This is a genomic window from Tritonibacter mobilis F1926 (genome assembly GCF_000376545.2).
GTDB classification, from domain to species: Bacteria; Pseudomonadota; Alphaproteobacteria; order Rhodobacterales; family Rhodobacteraceae; genus Epibacterium; species Epibacterium mobile.
Map to the genome: position 1 here is coordinate 2,029,313 of NZ_CP015230.1, position 21,944 is coordinate 2,051,256.

Annotated in this window: 19 protein-coding genes; 12 read left to right on the plus strand and 7 right to left on the minus strand. The window is 60.4% G+C overall.

Features of this window, described 5'->3' with window-relative positions; all coding sequences use genetic code 11:
- Positions 1 to 10: 10 nt before the first annotated feature.
- Positions 11 to 1,216 carry a DegT/DnrJ/EryC1/StrS family aminotransferase gene (locus K529_RS09685; RefSeq protein ID WP_040643178.1) on the minus strand — a complete coding sequence of 402 codons (1,206 nt, stop codon included), beginning with the start codon at positions 1,214 to 1,216 and terminating at the stop codon, positions 11 to 13.
- Between the two features lie 142 nt (positions 1,217 to 1,358).
- Here K529_RS09685 and K529_RS09690 point away from each other — a divergent pair, with 142 nt between their 5' ends.
- A complete protein-coding gene (locus K529_RS09690; protein WP_040643179.1) occupies positions 1,359 to 1,817 on the plus strand; it encodes a hypothetical protein in 459 nt (152 codons plus the stop codon).
- A 14-nt stretch (positions 1,818 to 1,831) separates the two neighbouring features.
- On the opposite strand, the gene K529_RS09695 is transcribed toward K529_RS09690, so the two are convergent.
- The gene (locus K529_RS09695) at positions 1,832 to 2,509 is read right to left on the minus strand and encodes an HAD-IA family hydrolase (RefSeq protein ID WP_005643866.1); all 678 of its coding nucleotides are present in this window, start codon (positions 2,507 to 2,509) and stop codon (positions 1,832 to 1,834) included.
- A 135-nt stretch (positions 2,510 to 2,644) separates the two neighbouring features.
- Between K529_RS09695 and glmU the strand changes: the two genes are divergently transcribed.
- Genes glmU through K529_RS09710 form a run of 3 tightly spaced genes read left to right on the plus strand, consistent with a single transcriptional unit; the run spans position 2,645 to position 6,482 of the window.
- On the plus strand, positions 2,645 to 3,994 hold the full coding sequence (glmU, locus tag K529_RS09700) for a bifunctional UDP-N-acetylglucosamine diphosphorylase/glucosamine-1-phosphate N-acetyltransferase GlmU (RefSeq protein ID WP_005643868.1): 1,350 nt from the start codon (positions 2,645 to 2,647) through the stop codon (positions 3,992 to 3,994).
- A gap of 5 nt (positions 3,995 to 3,999) precedes the next feature.
- A complete protein-coding gene (glmS, locus tag K529_RS09705; protein ID WP_046002281.1) occupies positions 4,000 to 5,808 on the plus strand; it encodes a glutamine--fructose-6-phosphate transaminase (isomerizing) in 1,809 nt (602 codons plus the stop codon).
- Positions 5,805 to 6,482: a DNA alkylation repair protein gene (locus tag K529_RS09710; protein ID WP_005673786.1), complete on the plus strand. Its 678-nt coding sequence runs from the start codon at positions 5,805 to 5,807 to the stop codon at positions 6,480 to 6,482. Before glmS ends, K529_RS09710 begins: the two co-directional genes overlap by 4 nt.
- Before the next feature lie 27 nt (positions 6,483 to 6,509).
- Here K529_RS09710 and K529_RS09715 read toward each other — a convergent pair whose 3' ends face one another.
- Entirely contained in the window at positions 6,510 to 7,103 is a 594-nt protein-coding gene (locus K529_RS09715; protein ID WP_227512300.1) for a hypothetical protein, read from the minus strand.
- Positions 7,104 to 7,207: 104 nt separating this feature from the next.
- On the opposite strand from K529_RS09715, the gene moaA reads away from it, so the two are divergent.
- The 5 genes from moaA to K529_RS09740 all read left to right on the plus strand — a co-directional run bounded on the left by moaA (position 7,208) and on the right by K529_RS09740 (position 11,898).
- Positions 7,208 to 8,215, plus strand: a complete 1,008-nt coding sequence (gene moaA, locus K529_RS09720) for a GTP 3',8-cyclase MoaA (protein WP_005673790.1) — start codon at positions 7,208 to 7,210, stop codon at positions 8,213 to 8,215.
- A 10-nt stretch (positions 8,216 to 8,225) separates the two neighbouring features.
- On the plus strand, positions 8,226 to 9,551 hold the full coding sequence (locus K529_RS09725; RefSeq protein ID WP_046002282.1) for a 3-deoxy-D-manno-octulosonic acid transferase: 1,326 nt from the start codon (positions 8,226 to 8,228) through the stop codon (positions 9,549 to 9,551).
- A complete protein-coding gene (locus K529_RS09730) occupies positions 9,538 to 10,596 on the plus strand; it encodes a glycosyltransferase family 4 protein (protein ID WP_005610606.1) in 1,059 nt (352 codons plus the stop codon). Before K529_RS09725 ends, K529_RS09730 begins: the two co-directional genes overlap by 14 nt.
- A 269-nt stretch (positions 10,597 to 10,865) precedes the next feature.
- Positions 10,866 to 11,249, plus strand: a complete 384-nt coding sequence (locus tag K529_RS09735; RefSeq protein WP_005610608.1) for a hypothetical protein — start codon at positions 10,866 to 10,868, stop codon at positions 11,247 to 11,249.
- Between the two features lie 265 nt (positions 11,250 to 11,514).
- On the plus strand, positions 11,515 to 11,898 hold the full coding sequence (locus K529_RS09740; protein WP_005610609.1) for a hypothetical protein: 384 nt from the start codon (positions 11,515 to 11,517) through the stop codon (positions 11,896 to 11,898).
- A gap of 120 nt (positions 11,899 to 12,018) precedes the next feature.
- Here K529_RS09740 and K529_RS09745 read toward each other — a convergent pair whose 3' ends face one another.
- From K529_RS09745 to K529_RS09760, 4 genes are all read right to left on the minus strand, one after another.
- Positions 12,019 to 13,182, minus strand: coding sequence for a M20 aminoacylase family protein (locus tag K529_RS09745; protein ID WP_005610611.1), 1,164 nt, complete (start codon positions 13,180 to 13,182; stop codon positions 12,019 to 12,021).
- Between the two features lie 83 nt (positions 13,183 to 13,265).
- The gene (locus K529_RS09750) at positions 13,266 to 14,432 is read right to left on the minus strand and encodes a M20 aminoacylase family protein (RefSeq protein WP_005610613.1); all 1,167 of its coding nucleotides are present in this window, start codon (positions 14,430 to 14,432) and stop codon (positions 13,266 to 13,268) included.
- 200 nt (positions 14,433 to 14,632) lie between these two features.
- Positions 14,633 to 15,799: an acetylornithine deacetylase gene (argE, locus tag K529_RS09755; RefSeq protein ID WP_005610614.1), complete on the minus strand. Its 1,167-nt coding sequence runs from the start codon at positions 15,797 to 15,799 to the stop codon at positions 14,633 to 14,635.
- A gap of 2 nt (positions 15,800 to 15,801) precedes the next feature.
- Complete coding sequence (locus K529_RS09760) at positions 15,802 to 17,622, minus strand: ABC transporter ATP-binding protein (RefSeq protein ID WP_040641351.1); 1,821 nt, start codon at positions 17,620 to 17,622, stop codon at positions 15,802 to 15,804.
- Positions 17,623 to 17,983: 361 nt separating this feature from the next.
- On the opposite strand from K529_RS09760, the gene K529_RS09765 reads away from it, so the two are divergent.
- The 3 genes from K529_RS09765 to K529_RS09775 all read left to right on the plus strand — a co-directional run bounded on the left by K529_RS09765 (position 17,984) and on the right by K529_RS09775 (position 21,871).
- The gene (locus K529_RS09765) at positions 17,984 to 19,681 is read left to right on the plus strand and encodes a peptide ABC transporter substrate-binding protein (protein ID WP_005610617.1); all 1,698 of its coding nucleotides are present in this window, start codon (positions 17,984 to 17,986) and stop codon (positions 19,679 to 19,681) included.
- Between the two features lie 197 nt (positions 19,682 to 19,878).
- Positions 19,879 to 20,886: an ABC transporter permease gene (locus tag K529_RS09770; RefSeq protein WP_005610619.1), complete on the plus strand. Its 1,008-nt coding sequence runs from the start codon at positions 19,879 to 19,881 to the stop codon at positions 20,884 to 20,886.
- Positions 20,879 to 21,871: an ABC transporter permease gene (locus tag K529_RS09775; RefSeq protein WP_005610621.1), complete on the plus strand. Its 993-nt coding sequence runs from the start codon at positions 20,879 to 20,881 to the stop codon at positions 21,869 to 21,871. Before K529_RS09770 ends, K529_RS09775 begins: the two co-directional genes overlap by 8 nt.
- Positions 21,872 to 21,944: the final 73 nt, after the last annotated feature.

A 21,944-nucleotide genomic window follows, 5' to 3' on the forward strand; every position in this document is an offset into this window, starting at 1 on the left:
CGACATAGGGTCAGCCATCTGCGCCCTGCGCTTGCCAGACCGCGCTGACCTCGGCGCGAATGATGCGGGCGATCAGTGCGCAATCCTCAAGGCTGAAGGTCAGCGGCACGCGCATATCCATAATGCCCGCAAGGATACGGTCGCTGTCAGGCAGGCTTTGCGCCGGGGCATAGCGCCAGCTGTCGTAGCGCGAGGTAAAGGCGACAGGTTCCGGCACACCAAACCATTTTAGCTCCACGCCACGCGCACCGCATCGTGTCAGCACCTCCTGAACGGCCTCCGGAGACCAATCCAAGAGCAGGAACTGGATGGAAGAGCCGACATAGACCTCCGCCTCTGGGCGTTCAATCACGGTAAGGCCCGGCGTGTCGCGCAGACCTGCCTCCAGCGTGCGGTAACGCTCATTCCAGCGATCGACCTGAGCGTTCAAATCACGCAGCTGCGGGCGCAGGATCGCGGCGCGCAGATTGTCCATCCGGCCCGAGATATTGGGGGTGTCGTATTTAACCCGCTCAAACACCTCAGGTTCAGGTGCCGCCAAATGGCGCGAATAGAGCATATAAGACCCCGACAGCATAATGGCGCGGGCCGCGACCTCCGCATCATCGGTGATCAGCAGGCCGCCTTCGCCGGAGTTTACGTGTTTGTAGGTCTGACAAGAGTAGCAGCCGATTAATCCATGACGCCCGGACAGCGTGCCATTCCAACTGGCCCCCATGGTGTGGGCGCAATCCTCGATCACCGTGACCCCGGCGGCCGTGCAGATCTCCATCAGGCGATCCATATCACACAGATGCCCTCGCATATGGCTGAGCATCAAGACCTTGGCGTCCTGCGCCTTCGCCGCCAGATCCTCAAGATCGATGGTCAGATCCTCGGTCACACCCACATAGATCGGCGTGCCCCCCACCGAAGCAATCGCCCCCGGCACTGGCGCGAGGGTAAAGGCGTTGGTCAGCACCTTATCCCCGTGCCCCACCCCAATGGCGCGCAGGGCGGTGGCGAGCGCATAACCGCCCGATGCCACCGCAAGGCAATATTTTGCCCCCATGATCTGCGCAAATTCCTGCTCCAGAAGCGCGGTTTCGCCCTGCTCGTCACCGGCAAGGTTGTAGCGGTGAATACGGCCATGGCGCATCACCTCGACGGCGGCGGCGATGGCCTCCTCGGGGATGGGGTCTTGCTGGGTGAAGTTTCCGGTAAATCGCTCTGTCATAAGCAAAGTCATGATCCGCTGCCCGCCCAAGGTCAAGAGCGCGCGGGATGCCAGCTCGCCGCAGGTTTTGCGGTTCCCTCGCCCTTCGGCTCAGGGTAGCTTTGGGCGCAACGATGACCCGAACCCGCGAAAGGGCCTTTTTATGTCTTCCATTTTCACCCCGATTGCGCTGGCGGCAGCGATCTACAGCACCGCAGCCGAGGCGCAGGACACCACCGGCCTCACGGCAGAACCGCAGATTGTGACCGGCAAATTCCTGACCGCCACCGAGGTGAAACCCGTGCTGAACGCAACGCAGGCCAATTGGGTCGCGGTGCGGGAATATGACGGGCAGGATCTGGTCTATGTGACCCATCTGTGGGCGTGGCGCTGCGGGCTCTTGCAGATGGAAGTGGCCATCAATGAGGGGGAGTATGAAATCTGGGACATGCCGAAATGCCACGCCGATGAGGGCTCTCCCGGCGCAATCAAGAGCGGCGATGGCGCGCCATACCGCAGCTTTGAGCTGGGGTCCGTGCAAAACATCAAGGTCCGTCTGGTTTATGATGATCTGACCACCGCCGAGGCCGTGTTCGAGCGTGCCGCCATCATGACGCCCTGAGACCGAATGCGGGGTCAGCCGATGTTGTTGACCCCAATCAGCTCCGCCACGATCCCCGGAAGATCGGCATAATCATGCAACAGCGCCTCGGGGTTGAGCGCGGCCATCTCCGGCCCGGCCGGACCAAAAGTCACCAGCACTGACGGCACCCCTGCATTCTTTGAGGTATTGCGGTCCGTGTCGCTGTCCCCGATCAGCACGCACATTTCAGGCGCGCCCCCGGCCCGGCGAGCAGCCTCAAAGAGCGGTTTGGGGTCCGGTTTGCGCACCGGCAAAGTGTCAGCGCCCACGAGAGACGCAAACGCATCACGCACGCCAAGGCGCTGCATCAGTTCCTCAGCCAAGGCTTCGGGTTTGTTGGTGCAGATGCCAACGCCGTAGCCTGCCGCTTTCAGGGCCTCCACCGCGTCCATTGCGCCGGGATACATCACCGTATGCGTGTCGATGCCATCGCGGTAAGCCTCTAGCAGCACGGGGTAGTATTCTTCTACCGTGGCGTCCTTGAACTGGCCCGCACGGGTCAGCCCCTCGGTCAGCATACGCTTGCCGCCACGCAGCGCGATCTTGGCGTCCTCGGGGTGGGTCAGCATGTCACCAAGCCCCATAACCCCAAAGCAGTGATTGGCCGCCGCCAACAAATCCACGGAAGTATCGGCCAGGGTGCCATCAAGGTCAAAGATCACTGTGCGCATCAAAAGTCCTCCGCTTCGGCGCAAATTCGCCGCCAGATATTGCAAGTCGCAACTGAAGTTTATGGTCACGCACCTTGCGCATCCTCTGTTAGCGGATAGAACGGGGGCAACAAAAACTCAAAGGGAAAACACCCCATGAGCACTGCCCTCGTCATCCTCGCCGCAGGCAAAGGCACCAGGATGAATTCCGATTTGCCAAAAGTCCTGCACCCGATTGCACAAGCTCCGATGTTGGAACATGCCATGCGCGCAGGGCGTGCGCTTGACCCGGATCGCACGGTGGTCGTGGCAGGTCATGAGGCAGATCTGGTGCGCGCCGCCACCACCGAGATTGACCCGGATGCCGCCGTGGTTCTGCAAGAAGAGCAACTTGGCACCGGTCATGCCGTCCTGCAGGCCCGTGCGGCGCTTGAGGGGTTTCAGGGCGATGTGGTGGTGCTTTATGGCGACACGCCGTTTGTGTCGGCAGACACGCTGGAGCGCATGATTGCCGCCCGCAGCCGCGCTGATCTGGTGATCCTTGGCTTTGAGGCGGCGGACCCCGCACGCTATGGCCGGTTGATCATGGACGGGGAAAGCCTTGAGAAGATTGTCGAGTTCAAGGACGCAAGCGAGGCCGAGCGTGCGATCACCTTCTGCAATTCGGGCCTGATGGCCTGCGATGCGGACGTGATGTTCCGCCTGCTAGATAGGGTCGGCAACGACAATGCCTCTGGCGAATATTACCTGACCGATCTGGTGGAGCTGGCCCGTGCGGACGGGCTTGCGGTGACGGCTGTGGCTTGCCCCGAGGACGAGACGCTCGGCATCAATTCCCGCGCCGATCTGGCCACCGCGGATGCGGTCTTTCAGGCCCGCGCACGAGCAGAGCTGTTGGACCTCGGCGTCACGCTGATGGCACCGGAGACGGTCTATCTGGCGTTTGACACCATCGTGGGGCGCGACAGCGTGATCGAACCCAATGTGGTCTTTGGTCCCGGCGTCACCGTGGAGAGCGGCGCATTGATCCGGGCGTTTTCGCATCTTGAGGGCTGTCACGTGTCGCGTGGCGCCAAGGTCGGCCCCTACGCCCGCCTGCGCCCCGGTGCAGAGCTGGCAGAGGACACCCATGTGGGCAACTTCGTTGAGATCAAAAACGCCGAAATCGCGGCGGGCGCGAAGGTCAATCACCTGAGCTACATCGGCGATGCCTCTGTCGGAGAGGCGACAAATATCGGCGCGGGCACCATCACCTGCAACTATGATGGCGTAATGAAGCACCGCACAGAGATCGGTGCGCGGGCCTTTATCGGCTCCAACACCTGTCTGGTGGCCCCAGTGAAGGTCGGCAATGAGGCGATGACCGCAACCGGCACCATCGTCACCAAGGATGTTGATGACGGGGATCTTGCTATTGCACGCGCCCAGCAGACAAACAAACCCGGCCGCGCGCGCAAGCTGATGGACATGCTGCGCGCGAAAAAAGCGGCGAAGGCCAAAGGATAGATTTTATGTGTGGTATTATTGGGGTGCTCGGCACTCACGAGGTTTCGCCCATTCTGGTTGAGGCGCTGAAGCGACTGGAATATCGCGGCTACGACAGCGCCGGCATCGCCACCGTGAACGGTGGCCATCTGGACCGTCGCCGTGCCGTGGGCAAGCTGGTGAACCTCTCGGATGTATTGGTGCATGATCCGCTGCCCGGCAAATCCGGCATCGGCCACACCCGCTGGGCCACCCACGGCGCGCCAACCGTGTCCAACGCGCATCCGCATCAGGCAGGTTGCGTGGCGGTGGTTCACAACGGCATCATCGAGAATTTCAAGGAATTGCGCGACGAGCTTGCCGGTCATGGTATCCGCTTTGTCACTGAGACCGATACCGAGACCGTGGCGCTGCTCTGCGAGTTTTATATGCGTGACGGCACCTCCGCGACGGAGGCCGCGCGCAAGACCGTGGCGCGTCTGGATGGCGCTTTTGCGCTGGCCTTCCTGTTTGACGGTCAAGAGGATCTGATGGTCGCCGCGCGCAAGGGCTCGCCGCTGGCGGTGGGCCATGGTGAGGGCGAAATGTATGTGGGTTCGGATGCGATTGCGCTGGCCCCGCTGACGGATCAGATCACCTATCTCGAAGAGGGCGATTTTGCCGTCCTCACCCGCCAGAGCCTTGAGATCTGGGACGCCAAGGGCAACCTCGCCAACCGCGAGATGCGCCAGATCAAGCTGGAAAACGCCCGCGTCGACAAGGATGGCCATAAGCATTTCATGGCCAAGGAAATCGCCGAACAGCCGGTTGCGGTTGATAAGGCGCTGAAGGCTTATCTGAGCGACAGTGGCGAGATCCAGATGCCAGAGGGGCTGGATTTCAGCAAGATCGAGCGCCTGTCTCTGGTCGCCTGCGGTACGGCCTATTATGCCTGTATGGTTGCGAAATACTGGCTGGAAACCATCGCGCGCCTGCCGGTCGAGGTCGATGTAGCATCTGAATTTCGCTACCGCGAACCGCCCGTCAGCCCCGGCACGCTGGCGCTGTTTGTCTCGCAGTCCGGCGAGACTGCCGACACGCTGGCCGCACTGCGCTACATGGTGGGCAAGGCGGATGTCATCGCCGGGCTGGTAAATGTGCCCGAAAGCTCCATCGCACGGGAAAGCGATGTGGTGCTGCCGATCTACGCAGGCCCGGAAATCTCCGTGGCCTCGACCAAAGCCTTCACCTGCCAGTTGACGGTGCTGTTGATGCTGGCGCTCAAGGCGGCGCAGGATCGCGGTCTGCCCCTGCCCGCAGGCATGCCCGCCGATCTGCGCGCCCTCCCCGGTTTGATCCATCAGTCGCTGGCGTCTGAAGCGCAGATTGCCACCGTCTCGCGCGATCTGGCGGGGGCACGTGATATTATCTTCCTTGGTCGCGGTCAGCTTTATCCGCTGGCACTGGAGGGCGCGCTGAAGCTCAAGGAGCTGAGCTATATCCACGCCGAAGGCTATGCCTCGGGCGAGCTGAAACACGGGCCCATCGCGTTGATTGATGACAGTGTGCCGGTGATCGTTATGGCACCGCGTGATGCGCTGTTTGAAAAGACCATCTCCAACATGCAGGAGGTGATGGCACGCGGCGGGCGCGTGGTGCTGGTGACGGATGCCGATGGCGCGCGCGAAGCCTCTGACGGCACCGCCGAGGTCATCACCATGCCGCAGGTGCCCGACGCGCTGGCGCCGATCCTCTATGCCATTCCGGCGCAACAGATCGCCTATTTCACCGCGATTGCCAAAGGCACGGATGTGGACCAGCCGCGCAACCTTGCCAAATCGGTGACGGTCGAATGACGCCGGACGCGGCGCTGGACGCGCTCCGGGCGCAGGTTGAACCGGGGCGCGCAGAGCAGATGATCGCCTATCACAAACAGAGCCGCACGGTTCTGGGTGTCGGCAATGAGGTGCTCAACACGCTGTCGCGTGACTGGCGCGGGCAACTGGACCTTGAGGCCCGCGTGGATCTTGCCGCAGGCCTCTGGGCCAGTGACATCTTTGAAGCGCGCATTCTTGCGGCCAAGCTGCTGACGCAGGCCCGGATCAAGCCGGACACGGCGGTCTGGGATCTTGTGCAAACCTGGGTTCCCGATTTCGACAGCTGGGCGATTGCGGATCACGCGGCCTCGGCCATTTCCAAGCGTTTGCAGGCTGATCCGGCGCGGCTGGATGTGGTCGAAGGCTGGACCACATCAGACCATATGTGGAGCCGCCGCGCGGCGCTAGTCTCCACCCTGCCGTGGGCCAAACTGTCCAATCCAAAACCTGCGGATCTAGCCACGCGCGAGCGCATCCTCGGCTGGGCGGCGACCTATGTTCAAGATCGCGACTGGTTCATCCAGAAATCCATCGCGTGGTGGCTCCGGGATCTGTCGAAACATGACGCAGACCGCACCCGTGCGTTTCTTGCGGAACATGGCGATCAGATGAAGGCCTTTGCCCGCAAAGAAGCGGTAAAATACTTGAAATAAACGCGTAAATTCAGGTTGGCGCGGCGTTTAAGCCGGGCCAACTTTCAATTCGACCAATTCCGTCAAAGGCAAGCCCAGCGCCCGCATCCCGTCAATCGACAGGCGGCTGCCCTGCCCTGCGGCACCTGAGATCGGCTCCAGCGTGACGACGATTGATTTGCCGTTCGGCGCAGTCAGACGCGCATTGCGGCGCGATGAGACCAGCGGCGTTTCCATCCACAACCCATCACGACCGGGGTCGCCCAGACCTGCGACGGTGGTTTTCTGGCCAACAAAAGACTGCGCGGAGGCCACCACAGGCGCCGGTGCGCTGGTCTGCGGTGTGGTTGTTGTCACAGGCGCGACCTCACGGGAGGCGGGCGTGTCCAACGCGGCGGTGCTGACCTCTTGGCGATCAGACGGAGAGGACCATGTGGTGCCGCCCGAGGACGAAAGCTCCTGCGTTTGCACTGCAGGCGGCGCATCCGGGGAGACCGGCCTTGAGGGCTCCATCTGCACACCAGAGCCGGAGCCCTGCAGAACCTGAGAACTCAGATGCACACCGCCAAGGGCGTTGCACGCGGAGACCCCTCCGGCAGCGAGCGCGGCAAGGGTCAAATATTTGAACACACGTCGAGTCATGGCGCGACCCTAGCGGCACCGCTGCGCGGATGCCAGTCACAATGCCGCTTGCTCCATGCAAGCCCCTATTGTCCTGAGCGAATTACCGCCTTACCTATGTCTTTATGACAGCACCTCTTATTGATCCCTTCGCACGCGCGATCACCTACCTGCGGGTCTCGGTCACCGACCGTTGCGATTTTCGCTGCGTCTACTGCATGTCCGAGAACATGGCCTTCCTGCCGAAGAAAGAGCTTCTGACGCTGGAAGAGCTGGACCGCATGTGCTCCACCTTTGTGCATCTCGGGGTCGAGAAACTGCGCATTACCGGCGGTGAGCCTTTGGTGCGCCGCGATATTATGACCTTTTTCCGGTCGATGACCCGCCATCTGGACAGCGGCGCGCTCAAGGAGCTGACCCTAACCACCAACGGCTCACAGTTGGAAAAACACGCACAAGCGCTGTTTGATGCGGGTGTGCGGCGGGTCAATGTCTCGCTTGATACGCTGGATGAGAAGAAATTCGCAGATGTCACCCGCTGGGGCCGCTTGCCGCAGGTGCTGCGGGGCATTGATGCGGCGCAGGCTGCGGGACTCAGGATCAAGATCAACGCAGTCGCGCTCAAGGGCTTTAACGAGGACGAGCTGTTCTCGATGACCGCATGGTGCGCCGAGCGTGGCATTGATCTGACCTGGATCGAAGTGATGCCAATGGGCGATATCGGCAATGAAAGCCGGTTGGGCCAGTATTGGTCGCTGAAGGATGTGCGCAAAGCCTACGAGGCTGGCTATCAAGTCACTGATTTGGCCGAACGCACCGGTGGTCCTGCCCGCTATGTGCGGCTTGAGGAAACCGGCCAGAAGATCGGGTTCATCACGCCGCTCAGCCATAATTTCTGCGAAAGCTGCAACCGGGTGCGCCTCACTTGCACTGGTGAGCTGTATATGTGCCTTGGTCAGGAAGACATGGCCGATCTGCGCGCGCCGCTGCGGGACCACCCCGACACAGAGGCCCCGCTGGAAGAGGCCATTCGCGCCGCCATCAACCTCAAGCCCAAAGGGCATGATTTTGACTACTCCCGCCAGACCGTGGACGGCCAGATGCCGCGCCACATGAGCCACACCGGCGGGTAAGGCCCCATATATGAGCGATCAATCGCAGGTCCGCCCGACTCTGCTCTATCATCTTTATCGCGGTGCCTCTGCACTGTTGGCCCCGCTGATGTGGTCCAAGGTTGCGGGTAAGCTGCGCCAGCATGGCGTGCCAGAGGCGCGGGTGCGCGAGCGTCTGGGCTATGCCACCCTGCCCCGCCCCGCGGGCCGTCTGGTCTGGTTTCATGCCGCCTCGGTCGGAGAAAGCCTGTCGGTGCTGACGCTGATCCACCGCCTCGGCGAGGCGGCGCCGGATCTGGAGTTTCTGATTACCTCCGGCACGCCGACCTCGGCCGATCTGATTGCCAAGCGGCTGCCACCCCGCACCCGCCATCAGTTTCCGCCGCTGGATACCGGCGCGGCTGTGGCGCGGTTTCTGGACCATTGGAAACCCGACCTCGGCGTTTTTGTCGAGAGCGAGCTATGGCCGCAAATGCTGGTGCGCGCACGGGGGACGGGCGTGCCGCTGGTGCTGCTGAATGCGCGCCTGTCGCCGAAATCGGTCGCCAGTTGGACCAAACGCCACGCCACGGCGCGGTTCCTGCTGGATCAGTTCGCGCTGATGCTGACGCAAAATGCGCAAACCGCCGTCAACCTGAAGGCCATGGGTGCCGATCCCGCCCGTCTGAAGGAAGGCAGCAACCTCAAGGCGCTCTCCGATCCGCTGCCGGTGGATCAAGACACACTGACAGAGGTCCGCGACGCCATTGGCCCGCGCCCGGTCTGGGTGACCTCCTCCACCCATGAGGGCGAGGAGGAGACCGTGCTGGCGGCACATAAGGCGCTGCTGGTGGATCACCCCGATTTGCTGCTGCTGCTAGCCCCGCGCCATCCGAACCGAGGCGACCAGCTGGAGGCGATGATTGCCGAGGCGGGCCTGACCTCGATCCGGCGCAGTCGCGACGCCCTGCCCCGCACCTCCACTCAAGTGTATCTTGCCGACACGCTGGGCGAGGTTGGCATCTGGTACAGCCTGTGTCCGCTGGTCTTTTTGGGTGGCTCCCTGCGCGAGATTGGCGGTCACAACCCGTTTGAGGTGATGCAGGCCGGTGGTGCGGTGCTAACCGGTCCCGGTGGCTATAATTTTGCCGAATCCTTTGCCGAGCTGATCGAGGTGGGGGCCGCGAAAGAAGTGACCAGCGCCGAGACGCTTACCCATGCGGTCGGGGCTTGGCTGACAGAGCCGCATACCCTAGACACAGCGCGCGACCGGGCGCGCGGCTTTCTTGCGCGCCAGTCCGATCAGATGGATCAAACCGTGACGGCGCTTCTTCAGCTGATGCCGCCACCGACAGGAGAGCCTGATGACGCAGGTTGACGCCAAGTTGGTCGAGGTGATTGCACCTAATTTCAAACGTCGCCTGTCTGGCGTGACCTCCACGATTGTGCGATTGGTTCCCCTGCAGGCGCAGCAGATCACTATTGCAACCGCGGGCAGCGGCCTTCCCGCAGAACTGCCGCATCTGTCGGTGATTCAACTGCTGACGATGTCGCGTAATGGCCCTCAAGGTGCGCGCGTCTGGCACGCGCGGCGCAATGTCGAAATGCTGGGCGGGTTGTTGCTTAAGGTCTTGCTTCGCAAAAATCTAAAACTGCTCTTTACCTCCGCATCGCAAAGGAAGCACACAGGTTACACCAAATGGTTGATTTCAAAGATGGATCAGGTCATTGCCACCTCGGCTAAAGGGGCGAAGTATCTGGAGGTGCCTGCGCAAGTCGTCCATCACGGTATCAACACACGCGATTTTACGCCCACCGCCGACAAACCTGCCCTGCGTCGCAAACTCGGCCTGCCCGAAGAGGCGATACTCGTTGGCTGTTATGGCCGTATCCGCGCGCAAAAGGGCACCGATGTTTTTGTAGATGCCATGCTCGAAATCCTGAAAAATCACCCCAAAGCTGTGGGCGTGGTTATGGGACGGGCTACCGAAAAACACGTCGATTTCGCACGCGACCTGCGCGCACGGGTCGCCGCAGCCGGAATGCAGGATCGATTGCTGTTCCCCCCAGAGGTGCCCGTTTGGGAAGTGGCGCAGTGGTATCAGGCGCTTGATCTCTATGTTGCGCCACAACGCTGGGAAGGGTTTGGCCTCACCCCGCTCGAAGCGATGTCCTGCGGAGTGCCAGTGGTTGCAACTAGGGTCGGTGCCTTCGAAGAACTCATCGCACCAGACATCACCGGAAAGCTGATCGACCCCGGCGAGGTTTCGCAGATGATAGGGGCCATTGATGCGGTACTGACGCCAGAGGGGCGTTTGAGCGCGTGGTCAGTTGCCTCTCGGCAGCGGGTCGAAGAGCAGTTTGCCATTGAGCGTGAGGCTGAAACGCTCATCGCTATCTATCGAGAGCTACTGAACAATTGACCATTTACGCCCTTTGACTGGGGAGCCGTTTTAACGCCGCCCCTCATTTTGGAAATTTAATACTGCCGCTTCTAAGCGCTCCGTGCTTCAACCCTGTTGCGATCAGCTAAATATTGCCGAAACGTTAATAAATGACGCGATTTGGGCGGTTTTTCCCGATATTTCTCCGCAAAAACAGAGATGCTCGTTAACGTCCTGAGTCCACCTCACACATGAGAACGACTCACAGTATTGAAGAATTTGAATTCTTCTTTTGTCTGGAGGTTAATATGTTTAAATCTGTAGCCCTCGCCGCTGCCCTGTCTACACTGTCACTGGGTATCGCGGCCCCCGCTGTTGCAGGCAATCCGATGAAGATGTCATCCGACACCCCACGAATCCTGCGGATCTCAAAAGGCATTTGCGCCTCTTCAAAACAGCAAATGGTGTCTTGGGCGCGTAAGATTGACGGATTTGGATCTTTTGCAGTTCCGCGCTACCCGGCTGGCCAGACCGTGGATTGCAGCAATTCTGGTGCAACCCTGCCGATTGGGAAATCTTGGGGATTTGGGGATCAGCAATCGGCGGATGCAGCTGCCCTCGCCGCCTGTACCGCCAATCTCCCGAGCGGTTTCAAAACCTGCGCGGTTATTGGGCAGAGCTTCGCTCAATAGAGGTTTCAAACCGACCAAAGGGGGCAATGCAGCGCCCTTTGGTTTTTTGAAGCGCGAAATGAGCCAATAAATTGCATCAAATCGCAGCCCCGTAACATTGCGACTTTTCAAACGCTTACCATAACCGATGACCTATGCACCGAGACGGGTGCATAAAAATCTCGGAACCTTTGAGTGTTTGAGTCGTTTTCAGGTCAGACGGCGCGACACGGCGCCGATGCAGACGTAACAGCTGTCATGCCCGCCATGATGCAGGAGGTTTTCGATGTTTAATAAGGTTTCTCTCGCCGTAATCACCCTTGGCTCCGCAATTGCACTGTCCGCCCCGGCTTTTGCACAATCCGCAAACCCGATGGTCGACAAGGATCTGCGCATGCTGCGCGTTGACGCAGGTCTCTGCACCAGCGCCAAAGAGGCCATGGTGGATTGGGCTGCGAAAATCGACGGTCACGGCTCTTACGCGGTGCCAGTCTATCCTGCCAGTGTGACGATTGACTGTGCCGAGCCAGCAGCTGTACTGCCGACCGGTCAATCTTGGGGCTTTAGCGATCAGAAAGCTGCTGACGTTGCGGCGCTGAGCCAGTGTGAGGCAAGCCTGCCCGACGGCTTTGACCGCTGTGCCATCGTTGGCCAGAGCTATACCAAGTAACCTACCCAGTCATGGAGCGGACGTGTGTTGTCTGCGTAAGGTAGGGTGTTTTCCATGCGAAAGGGGGCCAATTTGGCCCCCTTTCTTATGTCTGGCTTATGTCTTGGCGATACCGCGTGATCAGGCCGCAGGCATGCGCTGCTCGACGATTTCGGCCCACCAGCTACAGCCAGCCGGGATCGCATCGTCGGTGAAGTTATATTTGGGGTGGTGCACGGCGGCGGTGTCACCATTGCCCACGAGGATATAAGCGCCGGGGCGCTCTTCGAGCATGAAGGCGAAATCTTCGCCGCCCATGACAAGCGGCGCCTCGTCGCACTGACCAGAGACATCACGCGCCACTTTGGCGGCAAATTCGGTTTGCTCGTCGTGGTTCACCATCACCGGATAGCCACGGTAATAGGTCACATCTGCCTCACCGCCAAAGGTGGAGGCGATACCGGCGCAGATCTCTTTGATGCGCTTTTCCGCAAGGTCGCGCATCTCAGGGGCCATGGTGCGCACCGTGCCTTTGATTTGCACGCGCTCTGGGATCACGTTGAAGGCTTTGGAAGAGGTCTCGAAGGAGGTCACGGACACCACGATCTGATGCACCGGGTCGGCGTTGCGGGCCGCGATGGTTTGCAGCGCCAACACCGCCTGCGCGGCCATCACGGTGGAGTCGATGGTCTCATGCGGTTTTGCAGCGTGACCGCCCTTGCCGGTGAAGGTGATGTCGAACTGGTCCGTCGCGGCAAAAAACGCGCCCGAACGAATGGCAAAGCTGCCCACCGGGCGGCCCGGCCAGTTGTGCATGCCGTAGACCTCTTGGATGCCCCAACGGTCCATCATGCCGTCGTCGCACATTTCCTTGCCGCCGCCGCCGCCTTCTTCGGCGGGTTGGAAGATCACCACAACGGTGCCGTCGAAATTGCGGGTCTCCGACAGATACTTCGCCGCGCCCAGAAGCATCGCAGTGTGGCCATCATGGCCGCAGGCGTGCATGGCGTTTGCGGTCTTGGAGGCATACTCCAGACCGGTTTCTTCGTGGATCGGCAGCGCGTCCATATCGGCGCGCAACCCGATGACCTTACCAGCCGTGTCGGATTTGCCCTTGATCACGCCTATAACGCCGGTGCGGCCAATACCCGAGACCACTTCGTCGCAGCCGAATTCCTTGAGCTTTTCCTCGACCAGCGCGCTGGTGCGGTGGGTCTCAAACAGGATTTCAGGGTTTTCGTGCAGATCGCGTCGCCACGCGGTGATCTCTGCCTGAAGTTCGGCAAAACGGTTTTTGACGGGCATGGGTCTTTCTCCTTGTCTATCATAATTGGGCACCCCGCGCGGCAGGCGGTTGCCCGGGGCCTGAACCTCAGCCCCCTGAAAACTCAGCTGGCAGGCATCCGGCGTTCGCAGAGTTCTACAAACCAGCTACAACCAAGCGGGATGGCGCTGTCGTCGAACTGATAAGCCGGGTGATGGCACATCGCGGTGTCGCCATTCCCGAGGAAGATATAGGCGCCGGGGCGGGCTTCAAGCATGTAGGCGAAGTCCTCGGACGGCATGATGGGCGCGGTTTCGGGATCAACGCTGTCGGTGACAGCACGCGCGGCCTCCACGGCATGAGCAACCTCATCGGCGGTGTTTTCTGTCACCGGGTAGCCGGGCGTCCATGTGACCTTGGCAGTGGCACCAAACGCCGATGCTGTATCTTCGGCAACGCGGCGCACGCGGTCTTCGGCCAGCTCGCGGTTTTCTGCATCTAGCGTGCGCACGGTGCCTTTGAGCTTGGCACGATGGGCGATCACATTAGAGGCGGTGCTGTCGGTCTCAAAGGTGCCGACTGTCAGCACGACACGGTGGATCGGGTTCACGGTGCGCGACACGATGGAGTGCAGCGAGACCACGATCTGCGACGCCACCAGCGTGGTGTCGATGGCATCATGCGGCGCGGCAGCATGGCCGCCCTTGCCGGTGACTTCGATTTCAAATTCATCCGAGGAGGCCAAAAGGCCGCCGACGCGGGTGGCGATGTGGCCCACCGGCAGGCCTGGCATATTGTGCAGGCCATAGACCTCCTGCACGCCCCAACGGTCCATCACGCCATCATCGACCATGGCCTTGCCCCCTGCCCCGCCTTCCTCGGCAGGTTGGAACAAAAGCACCACGGTGCCGTCGAAATTGCGCGTCTCAGAGAGGTATTTCGCAGCCCCCAGCAGGATCGCGGTGTGGCCGTCGTGGCCGCAAGCGTGCATCTTGCCCGGCGTCTTGGAGGCATACTCCAGCCCGGTTTCCTCGTGGATCGGCAGCGCGTCCATGTCGGCACGCAGGGCGATCACCTTGCCGGACGCGGTGCTCTTGCCCTTGATGACGCCAACCACACCGGTCTTGCCGATCCCCGGCACCACCTCGTCACAGCCAAAGGCGGTCAGGCGTTCCTGCACCAGCCCGGCGGTGCGGTGCACGTCATACATCAACTCGGGGTGTTCATGGAAATCATGACGCCACGCGGTGATTTCGGGCAACAACTCGGCAAAGCGATTCCGGACGGGCATGGGCTCTCTCCTTAACGTGTTAGCGAAATGAGTGCCGCAAGGCGGATCGGAAGGCAAGGGTTGTTGCACAATTGAACCAACAGGTGCCATGCCCCGCCTGATTTGAGCGCGCCCAGCGCCGCTGAGCACCCGATTGGGGGCAGTCCGCCCTGACCCACACCGCCACTAAGGGGCGCGGCAGGTCGGGGCGTTTGGTTTCATCAAGCCGCGAGGCGCTTGATCAGATCGCGCATGAACTGGGTGCCTGCCTCAAACTGCGCAACGGTGATGAACTCATCCGCCTGATGCGCTTGGGCAATGTCGCCGGGGCCGCAGACCACGGCGGAGTAGCCCGCAACCTGATAGTGACCGGCCTCGGTGCCATAGCTCACCACATGGCGCGCGTTGTCACCGGTGAGTGCCCGCACCAATGTTTCAGCGGCACCGTCGGTTTCTGGCACCAATCCCGGCACGCTAAAGGCTTTATCTATGCTGATGCCCGCCTCGGGATTGACGGCCTGCATCTCTGCCTCGACACGGGCGATCTCCTGTTCGTAGGCGGCTTGCCAATCATCAAGGCTTTCGCCCGGCACAACGCGGAAATCCATCCAGAAATGACAGTCCCCTGCCGTGATGTTATGCGCAGTGCCGCCAGACACCTTGCCCACATGCACCGTGGTCCAAGGCGGTGCGAACATCGCGGCCACCTCGGTTTGCGGCTTGGCGCGGTTCTCGGTGTTGCGATGGTTGGCCCAGTCGATGATCCGCGCCGCCTCCATCACCGCGCTCACGCCTTGATGCATCAAAGAGCTGTGGACCTCATAGCCGCGCACATGGGTGGCCATGGCAAAGGCCCCTTTGTGACCGGTTACGGCCTTCAGCATCGACGGCTCACCCACAATCACAGATTCTGCCTTGGGCAGATGTGTCTGCATCTCTTCAATCAGGGGCGGCGCACCGGTGCAGCCGATTTCCTCGTCAAAGGTATAAGCCAGCTGAAGCGGGCGCTGAAGGTCCGCATAGTGCCCCTCAACCAGTGCCCAGAGCGCCAGCGCGTCAAAGCCTTTCATGTCAGCGCAGCCACGGCCAAAATATTTGCCGTCGCGTTCCACCACCACATAAGGGTCAGAGCTCCAGTCCTGCCCCTCGACGGGCACCACGTCCGTATGCCCAGACAAGACCACGCCGCCGTCGACCTTGGGGCCGACATGTGCGTAAAGTCCCGCCTTTTCAGGCTGTTCTGGATCGATCCAGATGTAGTGCTCAATCCCGTGAGAGCTGAGATACTCGGCCACCCATTCGACGAGGGGCAGATTGGTATCATGGCTCACAGTTGGAAAGGAGACCAGACGCGTCATGATCTCCAGCGGGGACAGTCTGTTGGTCATGATCAGTAGCCGGAGTCGGTGGTCAGCACAAAATGGCCGGGTTCCACCTCCATGTATTGCGACGGCTCGGCCTGATAGCTCATGCCGTGGATCGGCGATGGGATCGGCTTGAAGTTCAGATCCTTCTCGCTTTTGCGCTGGTTCGGATCGGCAATGGGAACCGCCTTCATCAGCGCTTGCGTGTAGGGGTGCGCCGGGTTTTCAAACACCCGTGCACGTGGGCCGATTTCCACGAGGCGGCCCAGATACATCACGCCCACCTGATGGCTGACGCGCTCGACCACCGCCATATCGTGGCTGATGAAAAGGAAGGACAGCTCCAGATCGGCCTGCAATTCCATCATCAGATTCAGAACCTGCGCCTGCACCGACACATCCAGCGCCGAGACGGCTTCATCCGCGACGATCAGTTTCGGGTTCAGTGCGAGGGCACGGGCAATTGCGATGCGCTGACGCTGGCCGCCTGACATTTCATGTGGGAAGCGGCGCATGAAGCTGCGCGGCAGATGCACCCGATCAAAGAGCGCGGCAACCCGGTCTTGAATTTCAGAGCCAGAGGCGATGTTGTAGTTCTTCATCGGCTCTGCGACCTGATCCATCAGCTGCATCTGCGGATTGAGCGAAGCAAAGGGATCCTGAAAGATCATCTGCATATCAAGGCGCGCCTTGTGCAGTTCTTTTTGGCTGAAGCCAAGAACGTCGCGGCCCTCAAATTCAACCTTGCCGGAAGTGGGCTCCACCAAGCGCAGGATGGATCGGCCACAGGTGGATTTACCACAGCCCGATTCGCCCACGAGGCTGAGGGTCTGACCTTTGAACACCTTAAAGGACACATCCTCGACCGCATGCACCTGCGCCACTGTGCGGCGCAAAATGCCGCCCTTGACCGGGAAACGGGTGACGAGGTTTTCCACATTCAGCAGCACCTCATCGGTGCCTTTGATCGGCTTAATCTCGGCCTGCTCGACGCCCATCAGCTTCATGGGCTCGGGGTAATCCTTACCGCGCATCTCTCCGAGCTTTGGAACCGCGGCCAGCAGCGCCTTGGTATAGTCGTGCTGCGGGTTCTCAAAGATCTCGTGGACGGTGCCTTCTTCGACCTTGTTGCCGCGATACATGACCACCACGCGATCGGCCATCTGCGCCACCACCGCCATATCGTGGGTGATGAACATCACCGCGGTGCCGGTTTCGCGCTTCAGACGATCCATCAGTGCAAGAATTTCGGCCTGAATGGTCACGTCGAGCGCGGTTGTGGGCTCGTCCGCAATCAACAGACGCGGCTCGCAGGCCATGGCCATTGCGATCACCACACGCTGGCGCATGCCGCCAGAGAGTTCATGCGGGTATTGTTTCATCCGCCGCTCGGCCTCGGGGATGCGGACCTCGCGCAAAATCTCGATGGCGCGCGCCTCTGCCTCTTTCTTGGTCATGCCCTTGTGGATTCGCAGACCTTCGGTCAATTGGCGGCCCACAGTGAACACCGGATTGAGCGCCGTCATCGGTTCCTGAAAAATCATTCCGATCTGATTTCCGCGAATCTGCTTCATCAAATCGGTCTCGGATTTGGCGAGGTCGATGGGCTTGTCATCGCCCGGATCGAACATCAATTCGCCCGCCGCGATGGTGCCGCCACCATATTCAACAAGACGCATAAGAGAGAGGGACGAGACAGATTTGCCCGATCCGGACTCCCCTACGATGCACAAAGTTTCACCAGCCGTAACGTCAAACGAAACATTCTCAACACCGACCACTGGGCCGTCCTTGGTTTCGAATTCGACCCGAAGGCCTTTGATTTGTGCAATGGGCTGGTCCAGCATCCGCGTATCCTGTCTGTTTTGACGCACCTTGGCGGTGCCTATTTGGGCGCGATCTAAGCCTATGCAGCCCTGACCGTCAAACCCCCGACCGGTTTTCATGTCGGCCAGGTCTTGCATTTCTTCACAACACTGTGTTCGATATCCGCAGTGAACGCCAAAGGCGACAGGGGGTTAAGAAAACAGGTCCGGCAAAACGGACCCTCTCATCCGTAGAAACTATCTGCGGGGTTTCCTGACATCCATACGTCCGCGGTGGACGCAATACCTTGACCGTCTTCAGGCGGTCGCGGGTTGCACGCCTCAACCAATGTGCAGCCTTTAACAACGATAACACTATGTCGGTTCCGACAAGGAGAGTGTAATGACTTTGAAAACCCTTCTGCTGGGTGCTGTGGCAACTGCCGCCGTCGCACCTGCGGCCTTTGCCGAGCGTGGCTCGGACGGTCAGGTCAACATTATTTATTGGCAAGCCCCGTCCATCATGACCCCGTTTCTGTCCGGCGGCACCAAGGACGTGGAAGCAGCCTCGCTCGTGATCGAGCCGCTGGCGCGTTTCAATGCCTCTGGCGAGATGGTTCCGTGGCTGGTTGAGGAAATCCCGACCGTCAGCAACGGCGGCGTCAGCGAAGACCTGACTCAGATCACATGGAAGCTGAAGCCGGGCATCAAATGGTCCGACGGCACCGATCTGACCTCGGCAGACGTCAAGTTCACTTACGAGTATTGCACCCACCCCGAGGGCGGTTGTGCGCAGGTCACCAAATTTGAAGGCGTGACCGGTGTTGAAACACCCGACGAGAACACCGTCGTGGTGACCTTCGACAAGGCGACCCCTTACCCTTACGGCCCCTTTGTTGGTGGTGAGAGCCCGATCATTCAGGCCGCACAGTTCGGCGAGTGCCTCGGTGCCAAAGCGCCTGAGTGTACCGAAGCGAACTTCAACCCGATCGGCACCGGCCCGTTTGTTGTGGATGAGTTCAAACCCAACGACGTGATTACCCTGTCGGCAAACCCGAACTACCGCGACCCGGCAAAACCTGCTTTCGCAAAAGTTCTGCTGAAAGGTGGCGGCGACGCAACCGCAGCGGGCCGTGCGGTTATGGAAACCGGCGAGTTTGACTACGCATGGAACCTGCAGCTGGCACCCGATGTCATCGCGCAGATGGAAGCTGGCGGCAAAGGCAAGGCCGTTGCAGGCTTTGGTCCGCTGCTGGAGCGTATCATGCTCAACAACACCAACCCTTCTGCGGACCTGAGCCCGGAAGAGCGTTCGGTGATCCGTCCGCATCCGTTCCTGTCTGACCCGGCGGTCTACAAAGCGCTGTCCATGGCGATTGACCGCGAACTGCTGGTCGAGATCGGCTATGGCAAAGCGGGCCGCCCGTCTTGCTCTTGGGTTCCGGCACCGGAAGCATTTGCGATCAACCCCGAGGGCTGTAACGTCCAAGACATCGCTGGCGCGAATGCCCTGCTGGATCAGGCTGGCATCGTCGACACCGATGGCGACGGCATCCGTGAAAAAGACGGTGTTCCGCTCGAGATCCTGTTCCAGACCTCCACCAACGCGGTGCGTCAGGACTTCCAAGCGCTGATCAAACAGTGGTGGAGCGAGATCGGTGTTGAAACCGAACTGCGTAACATCAACGGTTCCGTCTTCTTTGGTGGCGATCCCGGCTCCCCGGACACCTTCCAGAAGTTCTATGCTGACGTTGAAATGTACGCCAACACCTTCAACGGCACCGACCCGCAGTCCTACTTCGGCAACGGTCTGTGCGACAAAGCACCGACTCCGGCGTCCCAGTGGCAGGGTGAGAACATCTCCCGCTTCTGCGATGAAGAGTATGACGCGCTGCACGAAGAGCTGAGCCAAACCGCCGACGCTGAAAAGCGCATCGAGATCGGTCAGAAACTCAACACCATCGTGTTTGAAAAAGGTGGCATGATCCCGATCGTTCACCGTGGCCGTCTGTCTGGTGTGTCCAACACGCTGGGTGGTGTCGACCTCAACGTGTGGGACAGCGAGCTGTGGAACGCAGCTGACTGGTACCGCACCGAATAAGCGTTCGTCCGCGACCAGAAGGGCCCCGGTTCTCATGCCGGGGCCCGCTGATATTCGCGTTACCATTCTCTGCGCGGTCCGGCATTGTTGTTACATCGGACTTAGCTTAAGAGACCCTGCATCGCGCGAAACCCCGCCCCGCAAGGGCAAGGCAAACGCGGACCTGTCGACAACCCATTTGCAAAGGCGCCCGGCTGATGCTGACTTTTACCATCCGACGGCTGATCATAGCAGTGCCAACCCTGCTGTTTATCAGTCTCGTGATTTTCCTGCTGCTGGAACTCGCCCCCGGCGATCCCATGGCACAGGTCCCCCTGACCGTCCCCCCCGAAGTGAAAGAGAAGATGCGCCTGGCCCTCGGCCTTGGCGAGCCCGTCCATATCCGGTTCTGGAAATGGATCGTGCAGTTCTTCTGGATCGAACCCCAGGTTCTGATCGACCATATCTTCGGCACTTCCTTTTCCGCCGGCGATCTGCGCGTGATCTCCTGGCAGACCCGTTCCCCGGTGATGGACATCGTGGTGCAGCGCCTGCCGCAGACCCTCTCGGTCGTGGGCACCGCCTACATCGTTGCGATCCTGATCGCGCTGCCGATCGGCATCTACTCTGCCTATCGCCAGTACAGCTGGTTCGACCAGCTCGGCACCTTTGTGTCGATGGTGGGCTTTTCGGTGCCGCCATTCTTCTCTGGTGTTCTGGTGATTGTGATCTTTTCGGTCCAGCTTGGCTGGTTCCCGTCGATCTATGACACCACGCTGGAGATCACCAGTTGGGAGACCTTCGTGAAGCAACTCCAGCAGATGGTGATGCCGGTGATGGTGCTCGCGCTTCAGATCACCGCACAGCTCAGCCGCTTTATGCGGGCGTCCATGCTCGACAACCTCAACCAGGACTACGTGCGCACCGCGCGTGCCAAGGGCTTGGGCGAATATACCGTCGTCATGGTGCATGTGCTGCGCAACTCCATGATCCCGGTTGTGACCGTGATCGCATTGGGTATTCCGTCGATCTTTGGCGGCGCCATCATCACCGAGCAGGTGTTCAAGGTGAACGGCATCGGCCAGTTGCTGATCGGCGCCATTCAGGCCAATGACCTGCCCATGGTGCAGACGCTTACCTTCATCTTTGCCGTGCTCATCGTGCTGTTCAACCTGATCGCCGATGTGCTCTATGGCATTCTCGACCCGAGGATCCGCTATGACTGACGCTGCAAAAGACAAGACCCTGCAGCATTCCAGCGTGCAGGACGAACTCTCCAAACCGGCGCGCAGCCAATGGCGCGAGATTTGGGTGCAGTTCAAATCTCACCGGGGCGCGCTGTTTGGTGGCTGCCTGTTCATGTTCATCGTGCTCGGCGTTGTGGTCGGCCCGTTCGTCTACTGGAACGATGCGAAATTCGTGCCCACGGGCCGCGACTTCATCACCCTGCGCGACATGCGCCCGATCTATCATGTGCTGTGGGACCCCTCAGCCAAGATGGACTGGGCCTATCCCTTGGGCACTGACAATTTGGGCCGTGACATGCTTGCGCGCCTGATGTTCGGTGGCCGGGTGTCGCTTGCGGTGGGTATGGCGGCGATGATCCTTGCGCTGATCCTTGGCAGCCTGATCGGGGTGCTGGCGGGCTACTTCAAAAAGCTCGACGGTCTCCTGATGCGGATGACTGACCTGTTCCTCGCCCTGCCCCTCTTGCCGATGATCCTTGTGGCTGCGGTGCTGTTTCGCGAGAGCCTGTCCAAATCCATCGGTCCGGAAGGCGGCATCTTCGTGTTGATCGTCTGCCTGATCGGGATCACCTCATGGATGCCGACCGCACGGATTGTGCGCGGCGATGTACTGGCCATCAAGGAACGAGAGTTCGTTCTGGCGGCCCGTTCTATCGGCACCAAGCCCGGCAGCATCATCTCGCGCCACATCCTGCCCAACGTGCTGTCGCCGATCATGGTGTCCGCAACGCTCGGGATCGCCACCGCGATCATCACCGAGTCGGCGCTCTCCTTCCTCGGCTTTGGCTTCCCGCCAGATTTCCCGACGTGGGGGCGTTTGCTGAATGATGCGGTGGACCGGATGACCCTGTTCCCCGAGCGTGTACTCTGGCCCGGTATCCTGATCTCGCTGACGGTTCTGTCGGTGAACTATCTCGGCGACGGCCTGCGCGATGCATTGGACCCACGCATTCGGGGCCGCTGAGGCACTACTAACAATCGAAAAGGCCGCCCGATGAGGCGGCCTTTTTGATTTCAACCTGCAAGGGACGGACATC

Excerpts from the sequence above, each read along its gene's own strand:
- K529_RS09715 (WP_227512300.1), bottom strand. The coding sequence starts at position 7,103 with ATGACTCGACGTGTGTTCAAATATTTGACCCTTGCCGCGCTCGCTGCC.
- K529_RS09690 (WP_040643179.1), top strand. The coding sequence starts at position 1,359 with ATGTCTTCCATTTTCACCCCGATTGCGCTGGCGGCAGCGATCTACAGC.
- K529_RS09695 (WP_005643866.1), bottom strand. The coding sequence starts at position 2,509 with ATGCGCACAGTGATCTTTGACCTTGATGGCACCCTGGCCGATACTTCC.
- K529_RS09740 (WP_005610609.1), top strand. The coding sequence starts at position 11,515 with ATGTTTAATAAGGTTTCTCTCGCCGTAATCACCCTTGGCTCCGCAATT.
- K529_RS09685 (WP_040643178.1), bottom strand. The coding sequence starts at position 1,216 with ATGACAGAGCGATTTACCGGAAACTTCACCCAGCAAGACCCCATCCCC.
- K529_RS09725 (WP_046002282.1), top strand. The coding sequence starts at position 8,226 with ATGAGCGATCAATCGCAGGTCCGCCCGACTCTGCTCTATCATCTTTAT.
- K529_RS09735 (WP_005610608.1), top strand. The coding sequence starts at position 10,866 with ATGTTTAAATCTGTAGCCCTCGCCGCTGCCCTGTCTACACTGTCACTG.
- K529_RS09770 (WP_005610619.1), top strand. The coding sequence starts at position 19,879 with ATGCTGACTTTTACCATCCGACGGCTGATCATAGCAGTGCCAACCCTG.
- glmU (WP_005643868.1), top strand. The coding sequence starts at position 2,645 with ATGAGCACTGCCCTCGTCATCCTCGCCGCAGGCAAAGGCACCAGGATG.
- K529_RS09775 (WP_005610621.1), top strand. The coding sequence starts at position 20,879 with ATGACTGACGCTGCAAAAGACAAGACCCTGCAGCATTCCAGCGTGCAG.
- K529_RS09730 (WP_005610606.1), top strand. The coding sequence starts at position 9,538 with ATGACGCAGGTTGACGCCAAGTTGGTCGAGGTGATTGCACCTAATTTC.
- K529_RS09760 (WP_040641351.1), bottom strand. The coding sequence starts at position 17,622 with ATGCTGGACCAGCCCATTGCACAAATCAAAGGCCTTCGGGTCGAATTC.
- argE (WP_005610614.1), bottom strand. The coding sequence starts at position 15,799 with ATGACCAACAGACTGTCCCCGCTGGAGATCATGACGCGTCTGGTCTCC.
- K529_RS09750 (WP_005610613.1), bottom strand. The coding sequence starts at position 14,432 with ATGCCCGTCCGGAATCGCTTTGCCGAGTTGTTGCCCGAAATCACCGCG.
- K529_RS09765 (WP_005610617.1), top strand. The coding sequence starts at position 17,984 with ATGACTTTGAAAACCCTTCTGCTGGGTGCTGTGGCAACTGCCGCCGTC.
- K529_RS09710 (WP_005673786.1), top strand. The coding sequence starts at position 5,805 with ATGACGCCGGACGCGGCGCTGGACGCGCTCCGGGCGCAGGTTGAACCG.
- K529_RS09745 (WP_005610611.1), bottom strand. The coding sequence starts at position 13,182 with ATGCCCGTCAAAAACCGTTTTGCCGAACTTCAGGCAGAGATCACCGCG.
- glmS (WP_046002281.1), top strand. The coding sequence starts at position 4,000 with ATGTGTGGTATTATTGGGGTGCTCGGCACTCACGAGGTTTCGCCCATT.
- moaA (WP_005673790.1), top strand. The coding sequence starts at position 7,208 with ATGACAGCACCTCTTATTGATCCCTTCGCACGCGCGATCACCTACCTG.